28 protein-coding genes, 1 tRNA gene and 2 pseudogenes are annotated in these 24,421 nt (G+C 44.9%); 19 read left to right on the forward strand and 12 right to left on the reverse strand.

Annotated features, from left to right (window positions below; genetic code table 11):
- Window positions 1-196 precede the first annotated feature (196 nt).
- The 9 genes from EAO36_RS04290 (at window position 197) to EAO36_RS04330 (ending at window position 6,838) form a co-directional block, all read left to right on the forward strand.
- Window positions 197-979 carry a hypothetical protein gene (locus EAO36_RS04290; RefSeq protein WP_235852364.1) on the forward strand — a complete coding sequence of 261 codons (783 nt, stop codon included), beginning with the start codon at window positions 197-199 and terminating at the stop codon, window positions 977-979.
- Window positions 980-1,040: 61 nt separating this feature from the next.
- Window positions 1,041-1,880 carry a hypothetical protein gene (locus tag EAO36_RS04295; RefSeq protein ID WP_120955743.1) on the forward strand — a complete coding sequence of 280 codons (840 nt, stop codon included), beginning with the start codon at window positions 1,041-1,043 and terminating at the stop codon, window positions 1,878-1,880.
- A 184-nt stretch (window positions 1,881-2,064) separates the two neighbouring features.
- The gene (locus EAO36_RS04300; protein WP_162983257.1) at window positions 2,065-2,328 is read left to right on the forward strand and encodes a hypothetical protein; all 264 of its coding nucleotides are present in this window, start codon (window positions 2,065-2,067) and stop codon (window positions 2,326-2,328) included.
- 19 nt (window positions 2,329-2,347) lie between these two features.
- Entirely contained in the window at window positions 2,348-2,617 is a 270-nt protein-coding gene (locus tag EAO36_RS04305) for a hypothetical protein (RefSeq protein WP_162983258.1), read from the forward strand.
- A gap of 64 nt (window positions 2,618-2,681) precedes the next feature.
- A complete protein-coding gene (locus EAO36_RS04310) occupies window positions 2,682-3,416 on the forward strand; it encodes a hypothetical protein (RefSeq protein WP_120955746.1) in 735 nt (244 codons plus the stop codon).
- A complete protein-coding gene (locus tag EAO36_RS04315) occupies window positions 3,367-4,113 on the forward strand; it encodes a hypothetical protein (RefSeq protein ID WP_162983259.1) in 747 nt (248 codons plus the stop codon). The genes EAO36_RS04310 and EAO36_RS04315 overlap by 50 nt, the downstream gene beginning before the upstream one ends.
- A complete protein-coding gene (locus tag EAO36_RS04320; protein ID WP_120955748.1) occupies window positions 4,100-4,780 on the forward strand; it encodes a hypothetical protein in 681 nt (226 codons plus the stop codon). The genes EAO36_RS04315 and EAO36_RS04320 overlap by 14 nt, the downstream gene beginning before the upstream one ends.
- Window positions 4,731-5,987 (forward strand): hypothetical protein, encoded by a 1,257-nt coding sequence (locus EAO36_RS04325; protein ID WP_162983260.1) that lies wholly within the window; start codon window positions 4,731-4,733, stop codon window positions 5,985-5,987. Before EAO36_RS04320 ends, EAO36_RS04325 begins: the two co-directional genes overlap by 50 nt.
- 2 nt (window positions 5,988-5,989) lie before the next feature.
- A complete protein-coding gene (locus EAO36_RS04330; protein ID WP_120947526.1) occupies window positions 5,990-6,838 on the forward strand; it encodes a sulfite exporter TauE/SafE family protein in 849 nt (282 codons plus the stop codon).
- On the opposite strand, the pseudogene hypD reads toward EAO36_RS04330, so the two are convergent.
- From hypD to traF, 5 genes and pseudogenes are all read right to left on the reverse strand, one after another.
- Window positions 6,822-7,942 (reverse strand): annotated as a pseudogene (hypD, locus tag EAO36_RS04335) (hydrogenase formation protein HypD). The gene EAO36_RS04330 and the pseudogene hypD sit on opposite strands and share 17 nt — an antisense overlap.
- Window positions 7,929-8,162: a HypC/HybG/HupF family hydrogenase formation chaperone gene (locus tag EAO36_RS04340; RefSeq protein WP_120955750.1), complete on the reverse strand. Its 234-nt coding sequence runs from the start codon at window positions 8,160-8,162 to the stop codon at window positions 7,929-7,931. The pseudogene hypD and the gene EAO36_RS04340 overlap by 14 nt, the downstream one beginning before the upstream one ends.
- Before the next feature lie 9 nt (window positions 8,163-8,171).
- Entirely contained in the window at window positions 8,172-8,900 is a 729-nt protein-coding gene (gene hypB / locus EAO36_RS04345) for a hydrogenase nickel incorporation protein HypB (protein ID WP_120947320.1), read from the reverse strand.
- Window positions 8,901-8,967: 67 nt separating this feature from the next.
- A complete protein-coding gene (locus EAO36_RS04350) occupies window positions 8,968-9,819 on the reverse strand; it encodes an ATP-binding cassette domain-containing protein (protein WP_120947525.1) in 852 nt (283 codons plus the stop codon).
- A gap of 7 nt (window positions 9,820-9,826) precedes the next feature.
- Entirely contained in the window at window positions 9,827-11,290 is a 1,464-nt protein-coding gene (traF, locus tag EAO36_RS04355) for a conjugal transfer protein TraF (RefSeq protein WP_120955751.1), read from the reverse strand.
- A gap of 186 nt (window positions 11,291-11,476) precedes the next feature.
- Between traF and EAO36_RS04360 the strand changes: the two genes are divergently transcribed.
- Together EAO36_RS04360 and carA are read left to right on the forward strand one after the other, a co-directional pair.
- The gene (locus EAO36_RS04360) at window positions 11,477-12,028 is read left to right on the forward strand and encodes a DUF507 family protein (RefSeq protein WP_162983020.1); all 552 of its coding nucleotides are present in this window, start codon (window positions 11,477-11,479) and stop codon (window positions 12,026-12,028) included.
- Entirely contained in the window at window positions 12,028-13,152 is a 1,125-nt protein-coding gene (gene carA, locus EAO36_RS04365) for a glutamine-hydrolyzing carbamoyl-phosphate synthase small subunit (protein ID WP_120947317.1), read from the forward strand. Before EAO36_RS04360 ends, carA begins: the two co-directional genes overlap by 1 nt.
- Before the next feature lie 13 nt (window positions 13,153-13,165).
- On the opposite strand, the gene EAO36_RS04370 is transcribed toward carA, so the two are convergent.
- Window positions 13,166-13,795, reverse strand: coding sequence for a tetratricopeptide repeat protein (locus EAO36_RS04370; protein WP_120947316.1), 630 nt, complete (start codon window positions 13,793-13,795; stop codon window positions 13,166-13,168).
- A gap of 143 nt (window positions 13,796-13,938) precedes the next feature.
- Here EAO36_RS04370 and nusA point away from each other — a divergent pair, with 143 nt between their 5' ends.
- Window positions 13,939-15,081 carry a transcription termination factor NusA gene (gene nusA / locus EAO36_RS04375; protein ID WP_120947315.1) on the forward strand — a complete coding sequence of 381 codons (1,143 nt, stop codon included), beginning with the start codon at window positions 13,939-13,941 and terminating at the stop codon, window positions 15,079-15,081.
- On the opposite strand, the pseudogene EAO36_RS04380 reads toward nusA, so the two are convergent.
- A pseudogene (locus EAO36_RS04380) lies at window positions 15,058-16,295 on the reverse strand (anaerobic C4-dicarboxylate transporter). The gene nusA and the pseudogene EAO36_RS04380 overlap by 24 nt on opposite strands.
- Window positions 16,296-16,453: 158 nt before the next feature.
- Here EAO36_RS04380 and EAO36_RS04385 point away from each other — a divergent pair.
- The 4 genes from EAO36_RS04385 (at window position 16,454) to EAO36_RS04400 (ending at window position 19,718) form a co-directional block, all read left to right on the forward strand.
- Window positions 16,454-17,830 carry a S41 family peptidase gene (locus EAO36_RS04385; RefSeq protein ID WP_120947314.1) on the forward strand — a complete coding sequence of 459 codons (1,377 nt, stop codon included), beginning with the start codon at window positions 16,454-16,456 and terminating at the stop codon, window positions 17,828-17,830.
- A gap of 3 nt (window positions 17,831-17,833) precedes the next feature.
- Window positions 17,834-18,922 (forward strand): hypothetical protein, encoded by a 1,089-nt coding sequence (locus EAO36_RS04390; protein ID WP_235852365.1) that lies wholly within the window; start codon window positions 17,834-17,836, stop codon window positions 18,920-18,922.
- Window positions 18,912-19,607 (forward strand): 1-acylglycerol-3-phosphate O-acyltransferase, encoded by a 696-nt coding sequence (locus EAO36_RS04395; protein ID WP_120947312.1) that lies wholly within the window; start codon window positions 18,912-18,914, stop codon window positions 19,605-19,607. Before EAO36_RS04390 ends, EAO36_RS04395 begins: the two co-directional genes overlap by 11 nt.
- Window positions 19,608-19,641: 34 nt before the next feature.
- A tRNA-Ala gene (locus EAO36_RS04400) sits at window positions 19,642-19,718 on the forward strand.
- Window positions 19,719-19,978: 260 nt separating this feature from the next.
- Here the strand turns inward: EAO36_RS04400 and EAO36_RS04405 are convergent.
- From EAO36_RS04405 to EAO36_RS04415, 3 genes are all read right to left on the reverse strand, one after another.
- The gene (locus tag EAO36_RS04405) at window positions 19,979-20,188 is read right to left on the reverse strand and encodes a hypothetical protein (RefSeq protein WP_185962989.1); all 210 of its coding nucleotides are present in this window, start codon (window positions 20,186-20,188) and stop codon (window positions 19,979-19,981) included.
- 78 nt (window positions 20,189-20,266) lie between these two features.
- A complete protein-coding gene (locus tag EAO36_RS04410) occupies window positions 20,267-20,560 on the reverse strand; it encodes a hypothetical protein (RefSeq protein WP_120955753.1) in 294 nt (97 codons plus the stop codon).
- Between the two features lie 168 nt (window positions 20,561-20,728).
- Window positions 20,729-21,916, reverse strand: coding sequence for an MFS transporter (locus EAO36_RS04415; protein ID WP_120955754.1), 1,188 nt, complete (start codon window positions 21,914-21,916; stop codon window positions 20,729-20,731).
- 138 nt (window positions 21,917-22,054) lie between these two features.
- On the opposite strand from EAO36_RS04415, the gene EAO36_RS04420 reads away from it, so the two are divergent.
- From EAO36_RS04420 to EAO36_RS04430, 3 genes are all read left to right on the forward strand, one after another.
- A complete protein-coding gene (locus EAO36_RS04420) occupies window positions 22,055-22,612 on the forward strand; it encodes a hypothetical protein (RefSeq protein ID WP_120947310.1) in 558 nt (185 codons plus the stop codon).
- A 2-nt stretch (window positions 22,613-22,614) separates the two neighbouring features.
- Entirely contained in the window at window positions 22,615-23,205 is a 591-nt protein-coding gene (locus EAO36_RS04425) for a hypothetical protein (protein WP_120955755.1), read from the forward strand.
- Window positions 23,206-23,285: 80 nt separating this feature from the next.
- The gene (locus EAO36_RS04430; protein WP_162983261.1) at window positions 23,286-23,510 is read left to right on the forward strand and encodes a hypothetical protein; all 225 of its coding nucleotides are present in this window, start codon (window positions 23,286-23,288) and stop codon (window positions 23,508-23,510) included.
- 144 nt (window positions 23,511-23,654) lie between these two features.
- On the opposite strand, the gene EAO36_RS04435 is transcribed toward EAO36_RS04430, so the two are convergent.
- The gene (locus tag EAO36_RS04435; RefSeq protein WP_205586160.1) at window positions 23,655-23,867 is read right to left on the reverse strand and encodes a hypothetical protein; all 213 of its coding nucleotides are present in this window, start codon (window positions 23,865-23,867) and stop codon (window positions 23,655-23,657) included.
- Between the two features lie 14 nt (window positions 23,868-23,881).
- Entirely contained in the window at window positions 23,882-24,241 is a 360-nt protein-coding gene (locus EAO36_RS04440; protein WP_120955757.1) for a hypothetical protein, read from the reverse strand.
- Window positions 24,242-24,421: the final 180 nt, after the last annotated feature.

Here is a 24,421-nt window from a genome sequence, read left to right on the forward strand (position 1 = left end):
ATAAAACACTCTTAAGTTTTTCAAATCATCTCCCCATGCCTCTCTAGTCTTTGTTGCTATAAGGCTTTGCCCTTTTTGACCATGGTATCTTTAGAGTTCTGCATGCACCTTGTAATCAAAATACAAGTACAAATATGCTACAAATCCCCATGTTTGGGTTGCCTGCCACCCCAAAAAAGATGGCAAACGAATTTTTATGGATAAAATTGATAATAATGTATTAGATGATTTGGAGGATCGTTGTTATGAGAAAGGTTATTGCCAAACATGGTCGGAAAAAATGGGATTGACTAGATTAAGCGCGCTATTGGGGCTTTTGTGCTTTCTAGCTAATGTGGCGTGGGGGGTGGGTTGTGATCCCAATCCACACTACCATTGGGACTATGTGCTTAACCAAGCAAGGGATTTTGCGGACAAAAATCATGGTCTTAATGGTGATGGCGATCAGAGTACATATGGTCCGCAATTCGTGCTTGAGAATCATAAAGCCGTGGTGGGGGGGATCACTTATTGCGGGGCTGTGGTGCGTGGTTATCGGCCCGGGAATATTATCTACAATAATGGCGATCGCGGTACTACGGCTGGACTTGAATTGAGTTTTATGTGTTTTGGATTTGCTAAAGGCACTAAATGGTACAAGGGCTCTTGTTTGATGTTAAATGCAGACGCTCCTTTCTCTGAAATTCGCATGGAGTTTAAAAAGGGTGCGTTTCTCTTGCACATCAGAGAGGACTCCTATGAGTGTGGGCGCAGTATATCAACTTACGAAGCCACTTTGAGTTTTAAGCCACATGGGGATCGCTACCTCTTAAAAGCCATCAATGGGCAACTGGACGACGAAGAAGAAGACTACCCTATGGACCCCATTTATCGCCAAAAAAGAGATGGCAAACAAATTTTTATGGATAAAATGGATCGCGATATCATAGATGATTTGCTAGATCGTTGCGTTAAGAAGGGGTATTGTCAAGATAGGTGATTGAATGGCAAAGTTTCTTGTATTTCTGTGCGTGTGGGTGGGTCTTTGTGATGGCTCAAATATGGCGCTGTTCCAGCGTGCGCTCTTGCAACAGACACAGGAGTTCATACATGTCTTGGATAGCAGGAGGCGCAAAGATTGCGGGTGTAGAAAGGGGTATGAGTTTGATCCAACCTGGTGCTGGTGTGATGCCTACCGCTTTGAAGCGGACTCTGTGGGGGATGTTCGTGAGTGGTGGCATAATTACAATACCCAAATATTTGAGATAAAAAAGCCGCGCATGCGTGTGTTTGTGATGTGGGGATTAGCCATTGCCACTGGTGCTAGCAATGGGATTAAAACCGTGTGCTTTGGCGTGCTCAAAGACTTAGTATGGCACCAAGGTTCTTGTTTGCAACTTGAAGATGAGTTGCCCTATTCTTTTGTGTTCTCCAGTGCCCAAGTGTCTTTTAAAAATCAACGCCTTATTTTTACCCTGCGCCAGCAAGATTGCAAGGCAAAAGACATGGAACAGGGGCTTTTCCCCAATGTAACCTATAAGCGTTTTGTATTCTCGATGCAAAAGGGGCGTTTCTTTTTAGAGCAATACCGCTACGATGAAATGTATGAGACGATAAATTCTGATGGGATTTCTGAATGCGTGGATGCCCGCTTTCTTAAGGACATGGCTAAAATCAAGCCTGTTACAATCCGCGAAGCAGGTTCTAATCTCTATTACAGCCGCCAAAGAGATGGGGGCGCGATCTTGATGAAGCAAATCACGCCTACCTTGTTGGAGAAGTTCCAAACGCGTTGCTACAAATCCAAGCGTTGTAAGCCTTTAGAGGTAGAGATATATAGGGCTTTTGACTTCTCGCCTAAACAGCCGTGGTGGCTTGATGGTTTAAAGCGTGTGCGATGAATAAGGGGTAATATAGAGTTTAGAAGGGTGGAGTGATCGATGGAACAGATTAAATTGTTTGTGGGGGTTTGTTAGTGCTTATGGCTTTAGGTATAGCCGTTCTCTTAAAACGATCTTTGCTGGGCAAGTAGATAACAGACCTTTGCGCGTAGCTGTATTTTATGGGGATCTTGTAACACAAAACATGACAACTAAGGATCTTCGAGTTTCAGGTAAAAATGTTCCCACATTCATTTGTGCGGGGATTTTAAAGAGTTGGAAAGAATTAGATAAATCCACGCAACAAAAGAGCTTTTACTTGCACCGTAATGCGTTCAATGATGCGCAATTTCTGAGTTTAACAGCCAGTGTGGTTTTTAAAAAGCATCGCTTTAGCTTGGAAGTGTGGCAGAGTCTTGCGGTTGCAGATGGCTATCCTGACACCATCCATAGAATCTTTTGTGTTTAAGCCAAGTTCTAAAGGGTTTTTGTTAGACGCGTATGTTTATGAAGAGTATGGTGGCATTGAGGGGGAAGATCCGGATACAGGAGAAGTGTTTAGAATCCAACCGGGCAAAAATATCTATTACAGCCAAGCTAGGGACAAGCAAAACATTTTCTTATCTAGCATAAACGATGCGTTGCTCCATAAGCTAAAAGAGCAGTGCTATAAATCCAAGCATTGCAAGGAAACAGAGTGGCAAAAGGACTCCGACTTTGAAGCGGGCGAGGGCTGGAAAGATGAAACAGATAAGTAAATATGATCATTGCCTTGCGGATACTAAAATATTAGGACTCTTGGGTTACTTATGAGGAGTGGTTATGTTTAGAATAATGCGCACCTTTTGGCTTTTGTGTTTCTTAGCTAATGTGGCGTGGGGTTTGGAGTGTAATCCTGATCAAGCCACTGCCCTAAGAGCGCAGGCACAGGCGTTTATAAAAATGCCTATCAACCCAAAAATCCGCCTAGATCAAAATTATCTCATCGATCCTAACCAACCAAAGCAAGTCGCTTATGCATCAGATGTATATAAAACTCATGTGGGTGGCGCGCTGTATTGTGGCTTTGTGGCGCGCCTTTTTGGTGCGGACAGCTTGGAAGACTTAGAAAGCGATGAAGGGTCGCGATACTACAAATACGCTGTGATGCACGCCATGTGCTTTAAGCTAACTAAGACTTCTAAAAAGGGTTCTTCTGTATTTAAGGGTTTTTGTTTGTATCTATTTCCTAGATCCACCCAATTACAAATCCATGTGGAGTTTAAAAAGGATGCCATTATCTTACGCTTTGATGATCGTTATGTCGAATGCGATCACGAACACTTTGAGAATAAAAAGTTAATCTTTAAGCCCCTTAAGGGGCATAAGCGTTATGTGTTGCAAACATACAGCCGTTGGGACGATGGTGTTGGACTCGATCCTTTTTATGATCAAAAAAGAGATGGCAAGCGAATTTTTATGGATAAAATTGATAATAATGTATTAGATGATTTGGAGGATCGTTGTTATGAGAAAGGTTATTGCCAAACATGGTCGGATAAAAATGGGATTGACTAGATTAAGCGCGCTATTGGGGCTTTTGTGCTTTCTAGCTAATGTGGCGTGGGGGGTAGGGTGTGCTTATGATTCTAATTCCTATGATTTAGATGACAAAATAGAGCGTTTTGCCCAAAAGCTTGATTCTAATTTTGTCCCCTCTGCTATTGCCAATCCTTCTAAGACAGCCCATATCCTAGAGCTGAATCGAACCTATGTAGGGAAGACTCTGTATTGTGGTGTTGTGATGCGTTTGTTGGTCGCAAATGCTAATCCATATGCACACGATGCTTATGAGGAACATGCGATTAATATGCGCCTGATGTGCTTTAATATTACCAAAAACACCCTGCAGAGATCCCAAACATTTGAGGGTTTTTGTTTGTCTTTATACCCCGCATCTAAGAGCTCGCAAATTGGCATGGAATTTAAAAAAGATGCGTTTGTGTTAGAAATTGAGGAGTCTTTCATAGAATGTGATAGCACCACATTCAAATCACAGACTCTACTCTTCAAGCAAGAGGGCGATCGCTATGTTCTGCAAAGCTACACGGGCACTATTGATAATGACGATCCCGATCCCTTTTATCGCCAAAAACGCGATGGCAAGAAAATTTATATGGACGCAATTGATAATGGCGTGCTAGACACACTAGAGGATCATTGTTATAAAAAACATGACTGCCAAACATGGTCGGAGAAACATGGGATTGAATAGACTAGGCAGGCTTGTTGGGCTTTTGTTGCTAGTCCATTTTTTCTTGGGCTTAGCAGAGTCTGAGGAATTTGAACCTCCGCGTGTCGTTAAGATGCTTAGGGATCAAAGTAGTGAGTTTTCACTTAACGATCCAAGGGAACAAAGCGGTCATCCCATAGAGGTCTTTGAGGAGAGTAAAACCCATGTGGGCAAGACCCTCTATCGGGGCTTTATGTTGCGCACCTTGTGGCCAAGTGTGGATGATATCAATGAGAAACTAGGTAAAATCAACTGGAGCACCATGTGTTTTGGTTTTTTCAAGGGCTCTAAATGGCAAAAAGGCTTTTGCTTAGAGCTCAACTCTAACGCCACCTTTTCACAAATTAGTATGGATTTTAAACAAGACACTTTTATTTTGCGCATCAATGAATATGCGATTGAATGCGACTGGGAGCACAGAAGCCTAGAGATTCTAACCTTCAAGCCTTTTAAAAATCGCTATGTCTTGCAAAGCTATAGCCGTATCAACGACAGCGATAAAGACATCGATCCCTTTTATGCCCAAAAACGCGATGGCAAGAGAATTTATATGGATACAATCAATCACAGCGTGTTGCAGGACTTGCAAGATCACTGCTATGAGAAAGGTGATTGCCAAACATGGGCGGATAAAAATGGGATTGAGTAAGTGGGCATGGATTTTAGCACTCAGTCTTGCTTGGGGTGGTGCGCAACCTTGTGCCTGCCTGACAGACTATTCTAGCGCGCTAGACGCTCTGGGCACGCAACTATCTAAGGCATTAGCCCCAAACCCTAAGCTAAACCCAAAAGATTACCTCTCTTATGTTGTCAAGGGCACTCTTCAGTTTAAAACCCCCGATCCCTTTGTTCTCTTTGGCTATGCTGCACACAACCAAGATTACAGCAAAAACGGGTTTTGTGTGGGTTTGGGCACTCGATTAGATTTTCATACAAATTTTTGTCTAGTCAGCACGCGCTCTAAGGGTTGGTATATTAGTCCCTTTTGGCTAGATAAAGGGTTATTGCACATTGAGTTTAGCAGGGAGCAAAACGGGCATTTGGAATATAACCATCTGATTTTTGCCAGAAAAGATCAAGCCTTTTTCTTGCAACGCTTTTACCGCCAAAACTACCCTACCCAAACCCCCATCTCCCCACTCTATGACAAACTTAGAGTGGGGATCAAGAGCGCCACTCTGTATTACAGCTCCAAGTATAGCCCTGCTCCAATCCCAATAGATAGTATCAGCGATACACTCTTAACGCGTTTGCAAACAGAATGCGCACAAAGCCAACCCTGTTTAAAGGCGCGCCAAGAAGAGCCCTTAAGCCTTGAGCAAATGCGCGCCCACATTGCCCCATGGCTTAAAGAGATAGCCCAACAAGTAGGCATGCCAACAAATTCTAAGAAAGTGTGGCTAGTCTCTCAAGCCTTCATCGCTAACCAACAAAAGTATTTGCTAGGCATAGACAGCCTCCAAGACAAAAATAAAAGCATTTTTTGCTTGGGGATTTTCCATGGGCAAGAAGCGCGCAAGGGGTTTTGTTTGCAAGTTTTCACAAAAGAGCCTGACATTAAGCTTTCATGTGAGGAATCTTTGTTGAAAATCCAAATAGATACAAAGTCAGCCATCCAACGATACCTTGTTTTTCAAGCTATTCAAGGTCAGTTTTATTTGCGCCAATACTATGAAGTGTTTTTAGCCCAAGATGTCCTTAAAATCCCGCACAAAATAGGAGAAAAATTGTATTACAACCAAGAGAGAGACAAGCGGCAAATCCCCATGCAGGCTCTTAGCACCCCACTTTTAGAGGAACTCAGACAGACATGCGTGCTACATGGCTTATGCCAAACCCCTTTACTTGAACCATGAGCATGGCACTTGATTGGATCCAAGCCTTGATCTTAGCTTTGGTGGGTTTTGTTACGGGCGTTACGGCGGGCTTTTTTGGCATTGGCGGGGGCGAGATTGTTGTGCCTGCGGCTATTTTTGCCGGTTTTACCTACAGCCATGCGGTGGGGATTTCTCTATCCCAAATGCTCTGTTCCTCTTTAATTGGCTCGATCATCAATTATAAAAAGGGCTTGTTGGACTTAAAAGAGGGGAGTTTTGCTGCTATTGGGGGATTGGTGGGGGCAATTTTGGGGAGCTTTTTACTCAAGTTCATTGATGATCGCATTTTAATGGGAGTCTTTGTGGTGGTGGTGTGCTATACATTCATCAAATACGCCTTTTCACGCCCCAGCGCACATTCCAAGCACTACACAGACGCGCACTTCCAACTCCACGCCCAACCCATGACCCCAGTTGCTAGCTCCACGCGCTGGGGGTGGGGCGTGGATAAAAAACATGCCCTGCTAGCCTTAGCTGGTTTGATAACTGGGATTTTTTCTATCCCTCTTGGCATGGGCGGGGGGATTTTAATGGTGCCTTTTTTGGGCTATTTTTTAAACTACAGCACCCAAAAGATCGTGCCTTTGGGGCTCTTTTTTGTGATCTTTTCCTCTCTCTCAGGGGTCATCTCTTTATACCACTCCGGCGTGTTAGATGATCGCGCCCTGCAGGCTGGATCGATCACGGGGTTAGGCGCGCTCTTAGGGGTGGGCATAGGGATTAAACTCATCATGCTAGCTAGTGAGAGGATTCATAAAATATTGCTACTTTGCATTTACGCCCTAAGCATTATGGCAACTTTATTCCAGCTGATTAAGGCGTGGGTTTAGAATAGCGATAATAGGCTGCACATGCCCCCTCAGAACTCACCATGCATGCGCCAATAGGGTGGGTGGGGGTACAGACTGTGCCAAAAAGGGAGCAATCAAGGGGTTTAACCACGCCCTTTAAAATATCCCCACACAAACAAGATTTGTGATCAAGGCGGGCATTTTGGGGCAGGTATTCTTTAAACACAATCTCAGCATCCAAATCGGCATAACTGGGACGCAAACCCATGCCAGAAAAAGGGATTTCCCCTAATCCACGCCATGCAAATGCGCGTGCCTGCATCACCTCTTCAACTAAGTTTTGTGCCCTCAAGTTGCCCTGCATGCTCACTACACGGCTGTATTGAATCTCTAGTTGAACGCGCCCTTCTAGCACCTGTTTTAACAGCATATAAATCCCCTCCAGCATATCTACCGGTTCAAACCCAGCCACCACAACGGGGAGTTGGTGTTCTTGCACAAAGGGAGCATAAATCTTAGCCCCGCTGATCACGCTCACATGGGAGGGGGCAATGAGCGCATGGATTTGGTGTTTAGAATTTAAAATAGTGCGTACGCTAGGGGGTACAAGCACATGGTTTAGATGGAAAAAGAGATTATTGAGCTTGCGCTTTCTAGTTTGCTGGATTAAACTTGCACTCATAGGGGTTGTGGTCTCAAAACCGATGGCAATAAAAATCACTTTTTTACTGGGGTTATCTTGTGCAATCTGCAAAACCTGCAGAGGGCTATAGACAAAACGCACATCTTTACCTTGCGCTCTGACTTGTTGCAAGCTGGCTTGGCTTCCGGGGACTCTGATGAGATCGGCTAGAGTTACAACAATACTATTGGGCATGCACGCTAAAGCAATGGCTTGATCGATGCGTAACTTAGGCATCACACACACAGGCAACCCGGACCATGCACAAAGTTTAATGCAGGTTCTAGGATCGCGCTTAATCCATAGCGCATTAGAGTGTGCGTGTGCCCCCCACACACTTCCATAATGCTTAGGGGGCGTAAGGGTGGGGGGAGTTGCTGGGCTAAGTTTTGAATCTTGGCTATGAAAGCCAGAATCACATCTTGATTTCTAAAGGCATCAATGAGATTAGGAGTCATCATCCATGTTTGCGATCATTTGCTCGTAAAGAGCTAGGGACTCTTGGGCATCTTGTTGGTCTATCTTGCCCATCACAAAGCCCACATGCAAGAGCACAAAATCCCCCACATTTACCGGCTCGCCCATCAAATCCAAGCTTGCCTCGCGTTGCACGCCCAGTGTCTCTACAAGGGCGGTGCTACCCTCAATGGCGATCACCCTAGAGGGGATGGCTAGACACACGAAGATTCCCTAAAAAGAATGCTCGGATTGGTAATTCTGATCGCGTCTTTGGACCAAAAAGTCCTTAAAGGCTTGCAAAGAGTGGGGGTCTTTGGCACTCAAGGTAAAAATGGGTGTTTGGGGTTTGAGCTTGTCCATGTCTTCTTGCACCTGCGCCACCCTAAAGCCAAAAACATCCATCAAGTCAGCCTTGCTCACCACCACCGCATCGGCGCATAAAAACATCGTGGGGTATTTGAGCACCTTGTCATCGCCCTCGGGTGTGGAGAGCAAAACAATATTCATCGCTGCACCCAAGTTATAGCTAGATGGGCAAACTAAATTCCCCACATTTTCAATCACCAAATAATCACTTTGTGCGATCGCCCCCTTTTGCTTGAGAATATCATAAGCCCCCTCAATCATGGCAGCCTCTAGGTGGCACGCCTCACCCGTGGTGATTTGTTGGGCAACTACACCTTTCTTAACCAGTCGATCGGCATCGCGATTAGTTTGTAAATCCCCCTCAATCACGCAAAATTTAAAATCCTCAAAGCTAGCGAGATTTTCTAAAAGTGTGGTTTTACCACTACCCGGGGAGCTCATAAAATTAAGCACATACAAGCTATCTTGAGCGTAGCGTTTTTTCATCTCCAACGCTTTTAAGTCATTTTTACTTAAGATTTTTTCGACAACCTTGACATCTTTTTTGCTCAAATTGGGGTTGTTATTGAGCGATTGGGTTCTAGTGTCTAGCATGTGTTACTCCTAAAAATTTTTGGTGCATACTAGCACAAAAGATTAAATCTAATACCCACGCTCTGATTTACAGATGCCAATCCACCCGCTCTGCACGCTGGGGGATCAACACCCATAAATCCCCCTCTTTTAAGGTTTGGGGTGTTTGTAAAGAATTGAGGGGTAAAGAGACAATTTGTCTTTCTAAAACCAATTCCACACTCTGCCCCTTAATCTCTAGCACCCGTGCGCATAAACCCTCTTGGGTTTTAAAATCACGCATAAGGCATGTGTGTTTTTGGGGCTTTTCTTCAATCCAGATCAAATTGTGGGCGAGTTTGTAGGCTTCTAGCAGATCGTGGGTGATGATTAAAGTTGTGAGTTTGAAATGCGCGCTGATATATTTGAGTTGTTCTTGCAAATGCGCCCGCGCATCTGCATCCAAAGCACTCAAGGGTTCATCTAGGCATAAAAGGGCATTGGGCTGACCTAAGATACGCACCAATGCGCGCGCTAGGGCAACTCGTTGGACTTGCCCGCCAGAGAGCATGGGGGTGGGGTGTTTTAAAAGCCCCTCTAAACCCATTAAGCTAATCACTTCCTCAATGTGCGCTTGGTGGCGTGGGTTGCCAAAAATGATATTGTCATAGACATTTAAATGTGGGAAGAGTGCGCCATCTTGGAAGACAAAGCCCAAGGGGCGTTTTTGGGGCGGGAGGCAAATTTTTTGAGTGGTATCCAGCCACACAGACTCTTTAAAGCAAATGCGCCCTTTTTTGACTAACTCCAACCCGGCTAAGACACGCAAAAAGGAGCTTTTGCCTGCCCCTGAAGGGCCACACAGCACGCTAATTTGTTGGGTTTTTAAATCTAGGTTAGCCTCTAGCTCAAAGGGACCCCTAGCCCCCTCTAGCTGTTTGCTAAACTCAATGTGGAGCATAGGAGGGCTACCACTCCCAACCCCCACCAATACGGAAGGCTAAGTAGGTGGGGATTTTCAAGTTACCCAAAAAGCCTACAGGACCCGAATCTTGTGAATTGTTAAATCCGATCATCTTGAGGCTAGATTGCACGGAAATATCCAACACCCTAAAGAGGCGCAAGCCCCCGGTCAAAATCACGCCCTGATTGAGCCCCTCTTTAGAGACATTCCCCATCGCCCCAAATTTGATGCCAAACCATTTCCAATTTGCCATAATGCCCCCGCCAATCATTTGGCTACGCCTACCAATCATCAGCGTTTTATTGTTGGTTAAATCAAAATCCACGGCTAAATTCAGCCACTTCCAGCGATAACCCAGCCCCAAGCGCACCTGTGGATCGATTCGCATATCTGAGATGCCGGAGTTATAGCGGATTTTGGGGGCGTTTAAGTATTTGCCCACAAGCCCGATTGTAAAGCCCTTAATGCGGTAAGCTGTGCCTAAATCTAGCCCAAAGTGGCTTTGTTGCACCACATCGCTAAAATTAAAGTTAAAATTAGAAACCAAAGAGTTAAATTGGCCGATTAAACTTTGTATATTCCCTGTTAAGCCCACCCCGTAGCTTAGGGTGTAAAGATACCTCAAGGCTACGCCCACAGAGAGTTTGCCCCCTTTGTGGAAATCAAACCCATAAGCATAACCAAAGGGTACACTCCCAATAGCCAAGCCCCTAATGGCTGCAGTATTTTTGGCATTGGGTGAGAGGATGGAGCTATTGAGAAATGCGTTTTGGTTGCTTTGGCTCAGAGTGAGGCTATTTTTATTAGCCCCAATCTGGATAAAGGGAGGCACATGCGCACCCGGGGGCAAGGGGGGCAAACCAAGGGTGGAGGTGGGGACAATGATTTGGTTATATTTGGGGTTTGCTAGCACACTACCCCCTGCAAAGGCACTGGCAAAAATCCCGATTCCAAAAGTCCCAATCCCTCCCTTGCGCTTCACTTTGGGGTGGATTTGCACCACGATACCATTTTGAGAAGATAGATGTATCCCATTGCTTTTTAATAAATTTTGGAAAGCATTGGCCCCATTCACTAGAGCCTTGGCCGCCTTCCCTTCATTGGCATTAATTGTAACACTAGAACTCTGACCCATAATAAATCTTCCCATGCCCTCAGCATGGGATTGGAGCAACTGATTTAAAGATTCAGCATCTTTACCTAAGGCAGACCCACTGAGTGCTTGGGCACCCAACTCTAAAAAATTTTCCTGCCCTATAGAGGCCCCAAAGCTGTACCCAAACTTCGTTCGGGAGTCTATATCCAAGAGTGCAGGGTTATAATAGAGTCCCCAACTGGAGTTTTCTAAAGCGACCCCAGCTCCCCCCATTCCAAAACTGGTATCCCCCATCTCACCAAATTCAAGTCCTTCCAGTCCTCCACAAGCTAGAGCACAATAAAATAACACTCTTTTTTGCAGACACAACAACCACACTCCTTTACTTTGATATTAAACCAGCTTTGGACTCAGTATTTACTCAGTGTTAAACTAGTTATGCCTAGATTGTAGCATATTCTAATTTAAAGATCGCCAAAATAGCCCGCCTTCTCTTTAATTGGCTTTAACCTAAGATAGGTTAAAATGAAACCTATTTTTCTAAAAATGGGGCAAAAAATGAGATTGAAAGCCAACCATGTCCGTTATATCGCGAATAAGATCGCTCAAGATTTAATCCAATCGCCCTTACTAGAACTCAAAGGCACGCTAGAGAATCTCACCACGCTAACTTACCAAGTGGTGCAAGACAATGTGGATCAAGAGAGTGCCATCGATCACAAGGTCCGCGACCTGCTAGAAGAAAAACTTGATGAAATCGAGTTCATGCGCATGGATGAGCGGCAGTTGTTTTGGGAGGCTAAAAGGCGTGTAGCCGCCCAAAGGGATTTTGTGCTCGGCTGGGAAGATCGCTGTAATGTCCTTTCCCATCAGATTTTAGAAAAAATCCTAGATGAGGACCTGTTTATGTTCTCGGTCTCTGAAAATATGATCCGCAATCTCATTTTTAAATCCATCGACACCTATGCCAAACTCTATGAGAGCGTGGAATTAGAGGTGAGCGAAAAGATCAAGCATTATAAACGTAAGCTCCCCGTGGGTAGTGATGAATACGAATTGGTTTTTGAGCGCATGTATGAGGAAGAGTTGAGGCGCAAAGGCTTTTTATAATGGCGCGTGTCTTATTTGAAAATGGCATTTTGTTAGAGGCACAGAGCTTCGGCGCGCCCGGGGTGGTGGTGGGCGAAGCGGTGTTTAACACGGCGATGAGTGGCTATGAAGAAGTTATAAGCGATCCGAGTTACAGAGGGCAGTTTGTGGTCTTTAGCGCGCCTGAGATTGGGGTGGTGGGAATCAATGGGCAAGATTGCGAATCACAACACAACTTTTGTGCTGGGGTGGTTGTGCGCCATTACCCTACGCGTTATTCTAATTTTAGAGCCAAGCAGAGTTTGGGGGCGTTTTTAAACCAACATGGGATTTTGGGGGTGAGTGGAGTGGATACGCGCGCCTTAGTGGGGATGCTTAGAGATGAAGGGGCGATGCAGGCGATCATCTCCACCCAAGATTTAGAAAGGCAGGAGTTGCAGACTTTGCTGGATCACGCCACCAAAATAGCTAATTTGCACCTCATCCCCTCACTAACCCACCCCAAACCCGACACGCAGGGGGTGTTTGATTTTGGGGCACTGGGTTATCCCACCCTAAACCCGCCCTTTTGTGTGGGCGTGTTGGATTTTGGAGTCAAACAAAATATTTTAAACAATTTGGTGCAAGTGGGTTTGAAGCCTCTTTGTTTTGCCCCCGATAGCAAGGCTAGCGCGCTTTTAGAAGCCTACCAAAAAAAAGAGATTAGCGGGATTTTGATCTCCAATGGTCCGGGCGATCCACTCAAACTCACACGCGCTACTCACGAGATCGCCACCCTTATTGAGGCCAAAATCCCCATGTTTGGTATTTGTCTAGGACACCAGCTCTTGAGCATTGCGCATGGATTCCCCACCTACAAACTACGCTTTGGGCACCATGGGAGCAACCACCCGGTGCTCAATTTAGCCACACGGCGCATCGAGATCAGCGCGCAAAATCACAATTATTGCGTGGGCGATCGCATTAGCCAAGTAGCCACCATCACGCATCAAAATCTCTTTGATGGCACCATTGAAGGCGTGCGTTACTTGGATTCCCCCATTTTTTCGGTGCAACACCACCCCGAGGCCAGTCCGGGTCCTAGAGATGGGCTGTATATCTTCAAAGAATTTGCAAGGTTAGTAAGCCATGCAAGCACCCAATAATCAAGGGGTAAGTCTATTGGTGGAGCTCTTTTTCTGCATGGTGACTCCCAAAAGTTACGGCTTTGTTGAGTAAAGCTAGGGCTTTTTGAGAATCCTCATGGACACCATACCCCTTTTTATAAGCCTCGCCCAAGTGGTAAAGCACAATCCCTAACATTTTGCGTCCATAAGCGTTGTAGTGCTTGGTTTTGAGGGCTTGCAAATCTAGCGTGCCCTGTTGGCGTGCTAAATCTAGAGCTAAATTCTGGTAAATTTGGAAGGCATGTTTGTAATCTTGGGGTACCCCCTTGCCCTCTTGATACATCTTGGCCAAATGGAGCTTGGCGAAGATAATGGCTGGTGCACTCCCCTCTTCGCCTTTAGCCTTACTCATCTCAATCGCCTTTTCAAAATACTGCTTAGCTTTATTGTAGTCCTTAGCCACGCCTTTACCCTTTTTATACAAGTGCCCCAAATAGGCCGTGCCTAGCGGGTCGCCCTGATCGCTGGCCTTTTTGTAAAGCTCAAAGGCCTTATGATATTCGTGTTGTTTCTCTGCTTGTTTGCCCTGATTGACCAAATTATCTTGAGCGCACACGGGCGTGCTGGCTAACAACGCCCCGCAGAGTACCGCACATGCCAAATGTTTTAAACCCAATACCATGCCTGCTCCTTAAAAATTAATCGTCAGCCACAACCAACCACCCTATTCTAACACAAGCCTTCAATTTTAGAGGAGTTTTTGCTATAATAGCCCGCTACTTTCTTTCAATTCTAAACAATCTGACAACATTATTAAGGAACAGAGTGGAAAAAATACTAGACATTGTAGAGTTGATCGCCTATGAAAAAGGCTTGAGCCCAGAGGTGATCAAAGACGTGGTGAAAAATAGCATTTTAAAAGTGGCTAGGGAGTGCATTGACACCCGCGCTAATTTTGTGGTTGATGATTCGAACAAGGATTTAGCCCTCTTGCATGCGGTGGAAGTGTGCGCCGATGACGATCCTAGGTTAAATCAAGACCCCACTAACACCATCGCACTCAGCCAAGCCCACAGAGACGATCCGTCCTTAAAACCCAGTGATATTTTGCACTATGAAATTAGTTTGAAGGACATGAAGCGCAGTGCAGTCAATGCCCTTTTTAAGGATTTGGAATTTAATATCCAAAAAAGCCTGGAAGACCAATACTTCCAAAAATATAAGGCCATGCTGAATACGATTGTTAAGGGTGTGGTGTTGAGCGTGGATGAAGCACAAAATACCTATGTCGAGATTGAAAACATGCAAGCGGTCTTAGCCCTTAAAAACCGCATCAAGGGGGAGACTTTCAAGGTGGGCGATAGCGTGCGCGCGATTTTAAAGAATGTGCGTTTCAGCAAGCAAGGCTTAATCTTGGAACTTTCCCGTACCACGCCTAAATTCTTAGAAGCCCTTTTGCACCTAGAGGTCCCTGAAATTGCTGATAAAGAAATTGAGGTGATGGGCATTGCGCGTATCCCCGGAGATCGCGCCAAGTTAGCCCTGCGTTCGCTGAATAACCAAATTGACCCCATCGGGGCGACCGTGGGCGTGCGGGGCGTGCGAATCAATGCCATTAGCAAGGAACTTTGTAGCGAAAACATCGATTGCGTGCATTATAATGAAGTGCCCGAAATTTACATCGCTAACGCCCTTTCACCTGCCCATGTGATCAAGATTAAGCTTGCACAGGAGGGCAAAAAAAGCGCGCTGGTAACCCTTTATGGCGATCAAAAGAGCAAGGCGATCGGGCGTAATGGTGTGAATGTGCGCCTAGCGTGCATGCTGACCGGCTATGATATTGATTTTGATGTGTTAGAACCCAAAGAGAGCGCGCCCAAAGTGCCCGAAAAAGTGGGCTTGAGCATGCTCGAGTCGCTCTTTAGCAAAACCCCGGCCACACCCTCAGATCAACAAGGGGGCGAGTAAAAAACCCAAACCCACAGACAAGGCGATCATCAAGACCCCGGGCAAAAAGAAAGGGTGATTGAAAATGTATTTGCCAATGCGTGTGCTCCCCGTGTCATCCATTTGCACCGCACCTAAAAGCGTGGGGTAGGTGGGGAGCACAAAAAGAGCCGAAGTTGCCACAAAGGAAGCCACCAAAATATAAACCCCGTGTGGGTGCTCGGGGGTTAGCCCCATCGCTACAATCACGCTGGGGATCAACGCCTTTGTGGTGGCTGCTTGGGAGTAGAGGAGCATGCTGGTCAAAAACAACCCCACGGCTAGCAAAAAGGGGTAGTGGCTCAGCATGGTGGAGGCAAGGGCTTTAATGGGATCGATGTAGGCTTTCACAAAGGTATCCCCCAGCCACGCCACGCCTAAGACACACACACACGCGCTCAAACCCGCCTTAAAAGTGCTTGTTTGCACCAAGTCACCACATTTGATCTTGCAAAACAGTGCGATCAAGGTTGCAATGCTTAACATAAAACTGATAATAGCGGCATCTCTATGCAAAACTACGGGTTTGATCCAACCCACATTTTTAGAAATCGCAGTCGCGTAGAGCACCACCGCTACAATGCCCAAGACAAAAATAAGCACCGAGAGTTGCGCACTCTTAGGGCTATCTTTGTGGCTAGGCATGTTTTGGGTGTGTTTGTCAAACGATTCGCTTAAGCGGTTGGGTAGAAGGGTGCTGATAATTAAAGAGGTGAGCAAGCAACTAACTAGGGTGGTGGGGATGCAAATGGCTAGCAAGATCGGGTAGGAAACCCCCAAGGGCTCTAAAAAGCCACTCATGGCGATCACGGCTGCTGAAACCGGGCTAGCGGTGATCGCAATTTGGCTAGAAACCACGGCCAAGGAGAGCGGGTGGCAGGGTTTGATATTTTGCCCCTTAGCCACTTCCACAATCACGGGCAACACCGAAAAAGAAGTGTGCCCCGTACCCGCTAGTATTGTGAGCGTATAAGTTACTAAGGGGGCTAGGTAATTGATATATTTAGGATTTTTGCGCAGACTTTTTCAGCTAGACTCACCAAGTAATCCAACCCTCCAGCTAGTTGCATCGCCGCAATCGCCCCGATGACCGACATGATAATCAAAATCACATCCCAAGGAATCACTCCAGGTTTGAGCCCAAAGCCCAAACTCAAAACCACCACGCCCAAGCCCCCCGCATAGCCAACCCCCATCCCACCCAAGCGCACACCTAGAAAGATTGCCCCCAAGACCACTAACAATTCCAATCCAAACAACACCGCACATGCTCCCACCTAGAATATGGCAAACTTAAATTATAACCTAAAGGAGTTTTAGATAAAATATTAATACCAATGTGTTAGGGGAAATGATGAATAAGTTTTTTATGACGGGTTTTTTCGTGTCGTGTTTGAGCGTATTTTTGGTTACCAATGCTTTGCAAGCCAAAGATGAGGCGCAAACCCAACAGCACAGCAAGCACCTCAAAAAAAATAGCAAGCCCACCACTCAAGAGCGACTCAATGCACTCAAAAAGTTTTCCAATGTGGTGGAGCAGATCGAGCATTATTATGTCGATGAGGTGAGCATTAATGATATCGTGGATAAGGCCATCGATGGTTTACTCAGCAACTTGGATGCGCATTCTTCCTATTTGACCGCTAAGAAGTTCCGTGATTTTAGGGCCCAAACTGATGGCGAGTTTGGCGGGCTGGGAATCACCGTGGGGATTCGCGATGGCGCGCTAACCGTCATTGCGCCCTTAGATGATACCCCCGCTTTTAGAGCCGGGATCAAGGCGGGCGATGTGATTTTAAAAATCAATGCTGAAAGCACGCTCAATATGAGTATTGACGATGCGGTGAATTTGATGCGGGGTAAACCCAAAACACCCATTGAGCTAACCCTTGTGCGTAAGTCTGAGCCTAAGCCCATCGTAGTTAAAGTATTGCGCGATATTATCAAAATTAAATCCGTGCATGCCAAGTGGATTGAGGGCACGAAGTTTTTATACTTGCGTGTCAATTCCTTTGATCGCAATGTGGTTAAAAGTGCCATGGCCGAGCTTAAAAAAGCCAAGCAAGCCCACCGCTTAGAGGGTGTAGTGTTGGATTTGCGCTCCAATCCGGGCGGGCTACTCAACCAAGCCATCGATCTATCCAATCTCTTTATCAAGCATGGCGTTATTGTCTCCCAAAAAGGGCGGGTGCAGTCTGAGGACATCGAATACCGCGCCAATGGCCACGCCCCTTATGCGAACTTACCCATCACGGTTTTAGTTAATAGCGGGACAGCCAGTGCCAGCGAGATTGTCTCGGGAGCACTGCAAGATCACAAGCGCGCGATCATCATTGGGGAAGACACCTTTGGTAAGGGGAGCGTGCAAACCACTTTCCCGGTGGGCAAAGAGGAGGCAATTAAAATCACCATTGCGCGCTATTATTTGCCTAGTGGGCGCACAATCCAAGCCGTTGGCATCAAACCTGACATTGTGATCCCTGCTGGTCCTGTACCCCAAGATAAAAACACCTTTAGTCTTAAAGAGGCCGATCTCAAACACCACTTGCAACAAGAGCTCCAAGAACTCAATGCCAAGGATCAAAAAAACAATAAACAGGGCAAGTCAGAAGGCAAAGAGAGCGTGATGAGCGCAAAAGACATCAGTGGGGACATCCAGCTTAAAATTGGGATTGACATGCTGAAAGTTTGGGATATTTTCATGGCCTCTAAAGAAGTTGCTAAAAAGTAGGCCGTGTTGAAGTTTTTTTTCTTTGTACTTTTAGTGCTCCTCCCTTGTTGGGCTGATCCGGGCACTGAGAAGGCTAAGGTCATCTACCTAAAAGCCTTAAATGCCCAAGACCTGAGCAGTAAGCCAGTGTATGTGGGGCAGACCATCTCTGTTACCTATAATTTATTGTTGTTCTCACAAGCCAAATTCCTAGGTGCGGAGTTGCTTAAAATCCCTAATCCCAAACAACTCAAACGCCTGAACTTCACCCCTCAGTGGAAGTCTCTGGGGAATGATAATTTTAGTGCGATCTACCAATACAAGGTCATGGGTTTAAAAGCTGTAGTGCCTGCTTTAAAGGTGAGTGCTTTTTCACAAGAACAGGGCTATGTGGATACTTCCAGCGTCTCTAGCATCCCCCTACAAGTGGTCGATCTCTCCCAAAATCCCAATTATATCGGCGTAGTCGCGCGTGATTTCCAAGTTGTGAGCCACAAGGTAAAAGAATATGATAGCCAAAATAACATTTTAGTTTTTGAGATCAAGGCACAAGAGGCCAATTTAGAGGATTTGAAAATCCCGGTAGAGACTAAACAAGGCTTTGAGAGTTCGCATTTTGGCACGGGCGAATCGCATGGGATTTATTATTGTATTTTACCCAAGAGTATGCGCCAACTCTCCTTTAGTTATTTTTCGCTCACTCAAGAGCAATTTAAACCTGTGCAATTTTCCTTGATCCCTATTGTAGAAACCATTAGCACACAGAGCAACCTCAAGCCTAAAAATAATCTTTTCTTGTTTTCCAATTTTGTATTGGGGTTTTTGTTGCTATTTGTGGCGGTGCTGTATTTTGTTACGCGCTACAAAAATACAAGTTTGGTAGTGGCATTACTCTTGGTGGGGGTGTTGTTGTGGAATATCTTTTCGGGTTATAAAAGTGCGGTGCTCTTGCCCAATACCGAGATCAAGATCTTACCCACGGACAACTCGACAATTCTGACCATCACCACACATTCCATACCGGTTAAAATTATCGAATCGCATGCGCAATATGATAAAATCTTGACTCAAGATGAGAGAATTGGCTGGGTGAAAAAAACAAATGTGGAGTAGGATTCGTGGGGTTTATGCCCTCTTGGTTGTTGGGTTAGGGCTGGGTTTTATTATTTTGATGAATTTTTTAACCCGCAAGCACAATAATTGCCGCAGCACGCGCAAGTGGTGCCGCTCCTTTTTCTTTTTGATGGGTGCGCCCTTAGAGAAGGTCGGCGAATTTGATTTGAGTGCCAATTTAATTGTGCTCAACCACCAAAGCATTATTGATATTATTTGCCTAGAGGCCTACCATCCGCGCAATATCTGTTGGGTGGCTAAGAAGGAATTAGGCGATCTCCCCTATTATGGCTATGCGCTCAAAACCCCGCAGATGATTTTAATTGATCGGCAGGATAAAAGGGGGCTAGCCTCTTTGCTCAAAATGGCTAAGGAAAAATTGGAACAAAATCGCCCCTTAGTGATCTTTCCAGAGGGCACGAGGGGGCAGGGTGGGGAGAAGTTTTTGCCCTTTAAGCCCGGGGCAAAATTATTAGCCGAGCGTTTCAAGCTCAAAATCCAACCCATTTTGCTCCTCAATACGCGCAAGATTTTTAATAGCAAACCTTTAGAATCCACGCACACACGCTTAAGAATGGTACTATTAGACGCTTATGAGCCTGATTTTAATACAGATTGGTATGTGGAACTAGAAGAGCGTATGCAGAAGGCGTATCTGCAACATTACCAAGAGTTGGGTTCTTGAGTTTTATGGGCGAACATGCTATAATTGCGCTTTTGGGGTGTTAGCTCAGTTTGGGAGAGCGCAACGCTGGCAGCGTTGAGGTCAGGGGTTCGAGCCCCCTACACTCCACCATCTTTCTTTTGAGACAAAAACCCAAACTCTTTGCTTAAAATTCTAAATAAGCACAGATAGTACTTGTATTGTTGTATTTAACGGGATATGTCATTATCCACAAGCAAAATGCTATTATCACCATGCCATATCGGGTCTATTCTTAATGGCAAAGTTAGTGAAAATGCCCCCACAACCTGCATTTGGTGTGTCTGCACGGCAGATTTTCAATGGCGTGCTAGCTTACTTCCCCACTCTTGCACAAGAGAGGTGTATCTACCCTACCCCTTACCCTTATGCTCCTGTGCTTTGGCCTCGTTTTGCTTTTGGGATTTATACTGGTATTGTGCTTGTGCCATGTGGCTTTTAGCGGCTTCCTTATCGCCCCTCACCTCTGCTTCCTTGCTTTGGGCGTGGTAGCGATCCCCTTGTTTTTTGTTGTTTTCTGCGCGTTGCTTAAACATGCCCTCTTGGTTTTTGTAATGAGCCATGGATTTCTCCTCTTTATATCTCAGCTGAGAATGACACGGTTGTCAGAAGTCTTTTTAGATCGTAACCTCGCAATTTGTTTAACACACCGACACCCCAGCTACAACGGCGATGGTAACTGCAGAAATGGTAGGACCTGTCCCTAAAATCCCTACAGCTCCTGCTACGGTGAAAAGACTGACAGGTGCTCCAAGTCCGCCACTTGCAATAACAATTGCAACAGCTGCCCCAATAGCAGTAATGGCAACGGCCCACGCTGCGGCACCAGTAGCCTTGATTTTAATGACCTTATTTTTCAAATCGCCCTCTACCTTAATGGTAGATACCCCACTTTGAATCGCTTTTGCCAACTCCGCTTCATTGCTAACTTTCATCTTTTTCCTCCCACAAATGAATAGAGAATGGTGGCGCACAAAGAATTAGAATACAATTAAAAAAGAGAAATTAAACACAAAAAACAAGTTAAGGAAAACCTCCCCCGCATCACCCTACTTTCCTACCTTTGCAAAGCGCAGGTTTATCGGTATTAGGGTGTTGAATTTTTAGCCTGCCTTAAGTGCATAGATAACCCCCAAAAACAACACAATCACCCCTAAACAAATCCCATGCAACACCGCCCAACTCCCATAGGCAAGAATCAAACCCACAGACGCGCTAGCTAAGACATTGCCCCCAAAGACACACAAGCTATTGAATCCCTGCAGGCGCAATTTGTGATCAGATTGCATGGCATTGAGCATAAAAGTGCCTCCATTAAAACTGAGTGCCCAGCCCACCCCCACTAACACCAAACAAAGCCAAAAAGCTAAAAAACTAACACTACAAAGCGCGATAACACTTGCCCATGCGTAGCAACACAGCCCTAACACAACTAAGCGTATAGGGCTTAAACTCTTGCTCAAAAAAGCTAAAAACAAGCTAGGCGCATACATCGCCACAAAATGGGCGGCTAACACGCCTTGACTCTGTGTATAGCTAAAATGATACGCATGCATGGCTAGAGGCGTGGCGTGCATCACTAAAGTCATCAACCCAGAGCCTAAGCCACACGCACAAGTGGCTAAGAGAAAATGGGGTTCTTTTAAGAGAGTTTTTAGGGGTACTTTGGGGCTTTCTTTGACGCTAAAGGGTCTTAACCTTAGCAAAAAGCTCAATGCCATATGGAGCATACAAAGCAAACCCACAAACCCAAAAGAACCCACAAAGGGCACACTAAAGAGAGAAACGCCTACATTGCCTAAATATGGTCCTAAAATGCCTCCTAAAATCCCTCCACTCACCACAAGGGCGGTGGCTCTATTGTTTTGCCAAGTTGTATCAATGGCTTCTATGGCTAAAAAGCGATAAAACTGGTTAAGCGCGATAAAAAAGCCTAGCAAAAAGGTTGCTAGACAGAAGAGCATAAAGCTTTGATCCAACAAGGCTACAATGCCTAAGCTAGCCCCCACCACCCCTAACAAAGACGCGCCTAAAAATGCCCTTTTTCTGCCATATTTTTGAAAGATAGAAGCTAAAAAGCACACCGCCACAAACGCCCCTATAAGGGTCGTGGTAACGGGCAGAGTGGCTAGAGTGGTGTGCCCTAAAAGCCATTGACCCGCTAGCGCGCTGCTAAAGGTGAGCAGAGAAACCACCGACCCGCTCAGAGCCTGCCCTAAGAGCAAGAGAAAAATGTTTTTGTTGAACATGAGAGGGATTTTAGCGCATTGTTTTGGATTTATGGGGACCATGCACCCTTGCCCTCTATCGCTTGGAGGATTGTATGTCCTTGTTTTTCTTAAGATGCGCACAAAAAACAATCTTAGTATTTGCTTTTATGTCTTAGAATTTAAAAAATTCAGTTTGGTGCGCCTTAAGGGAGTTTGGGTGTGAAGACCTTTTTGGATTTTTTCTATTTTGTCTATGTGGGGCTTGCGCTCACGCCTGCAGGGGCGATTTTTTATTTGCACAAGCACCACGCTCATTACACCTTTCTTAATCTTTTGGGTGTTGTGGTTGTATGTGGAGTTTTTGCCCTATTATCTTGGCTTTACATATACCTTGTTGCAAGGTACATGCCTCCCGAGGATGCAATGCGCGCTGTGGAGATGGTGGAGGTGGCTGAACCTAAATACATCCCTATCTACATTGCCTATTTTGTCATTGCGGTTAGCCTTGAAAATTGCACCCTATTTATTGTGGTGTTTGTGCTTATTTATCTTTTAATCCTCAAGGGGAAATTTTCCTATTTTAACCCCTATCTTTTGTTTTTTAAATATCATTTTTACGAGATTTCTATTGACCCTAGTCAAATCACCGGCAACTCCTCAAAGTATGCAAAATACAAAGTGTTTTTGATCTCAAAAAGAAAGCTCAAAATAGAAAAGCAGTATCCAAAGCTCATTGGTCTTGATGAATTTGTTTTTCTTGATAAGGGAGTGAAATAACAATGTCCATACTCTATTGCCACATAGGAGGGACAAACTATCGTGTTGGCAATATATCTTTAGAAGACACATGGGATCTTAAAACATATGAGAATTGCCAAAAGAAAGACTATCGCAAAGAGCATGGGAGAAGTTTAGAAAAAAAGGAGACATTTTATATCCAAGCTCCCTTGAAAATGCTTGAAGACTATCATCTTGAGCTTGTGATAGGTGGCGACACTTCTAGTCTCAATACGATTGACCTAAATGTATTGGAAGAGAATGATAGCAATCGAAAAAACCAGTCTAAAGTGCTGTTTGTGCGCACAGAAGAAGGGGATGATGTTAAATTGTACTTCCAGGCAATTAGACGGGGTGCTGTCATCAAGAAAGGTTTTGTTCTTTTAGGCAACAAACCATGCATTGAGAATGGAGCAGTCATTTTGATTCGCGAACAAATAGATGCTTATTGGAGTCGGAAAGACGAGAAGCTTTATTTTAAAGACATTAAGGATTTGGAGCGCATATTGCCACACTTTTTTGAAAAAAAGTTCAAGATCTTAGACAAGGACTTAGAGCTATTAAGAACTCTGATTACCAATATTTGCACCTAGATTTAGACTTAGACAAAATCCAACCTACTCTACCAAAAACAAAGCTGGCTAGAATCGATTTTTTATTGCAAAATGAGAATTTGGAGATTTTTAAAAAGAATGGCGATCCAACAAAACGGAATGCCTACTTAAAATACGCTCAAAAATATCGGCCTCAAATACTTAAAGATAACAAATTGCTTATCTGTAAAGTTGCTGATTTAGACTCTCTCTACCATATTGTGTGTGAAGCCTACTACACCACAGAAATAGGAGGAGAACAGCGGGTTGCCGCTGTTTTTGAAAAAAATAGCACCAAAGACTAGCTTGATTTAGAGTTTTCAGTGGAAGTAATGCCGAGTGTGTTTCAAAAGATGCTGGTTTTTGGTCCTTATTACATTGCCATAGCAGTCTCTCATATCCCCCACCTTTTTCGCACTCTAAAAGAATATACCCCTCCTACTTCTAGACTACCACTCCTTACCCTTATGCTCCTGTGCCTTAGCCTCATTTTGCTTTTGGGATTTATACTGGTATTGTGCTTGTGCCATGTAGTTTTTGGCGGCTTCTTTATCCCCCCTCACCTCTGCTTCCTTGCTTTGGGCGTAGTAGCGATCCCCTTGCTTTTTGTTGTTTTCTGCGCGTTGTTTAAACATGTCTTCTTGGTTTTTATAGTGTGCCATGGGTTCTCCTCTCTTTACGCTTTAGTGAGAATGACATGATTGTCAGAAATCTTTTTTAGATTATAACCTCGCAATTTGTTTAACACACCGACACCCCCAGCCGCAACTGCAATGGTAACTGCCGAAATGGTAGGACCAGTTCCAAGAATCCCTACAGCTCCAGCCGCTGTAAAAAGACTAGCAGGTGCTGCAAGTCCGCCACTCGCAATAGCCATAGCAACAGCTGCCGCAATAGCAGCAATAGCAATGCCCCACGCTACATCGCCAGTCGCTTTGATTTTAACGATCTTTTTTGAAAAATCGCCCACTATCTCAATGGAATTTTCCCCATTTTCAATCGCCTCAGCCAACTCTTTTTCATTGCTAACTTGCATCTTTGCCTCCAATAGAATTAGTTTTTACCATCCTCCTCAACCCACAACCCTTCTACTTCTTAATTGCTCTCGCATTGAGAAATTGAGAAATTGAGAAATTGAGAAATTGAGAAATTGAGAAATTGAGAAATTGAGAAATTGAGAAATTGAGAAATTGAGAAATTGAGAAATTGAGAAATT

Origin of the sequence: Helicobacter mehlei, from assembly GCF_003660265.1 — a bacterium.
GTDB lineage: Bacteria > Campylobacterota > Campylobacteria > Campylobacterales > Helicobacteraceae > Helicobacter > Helicobacter mehlei.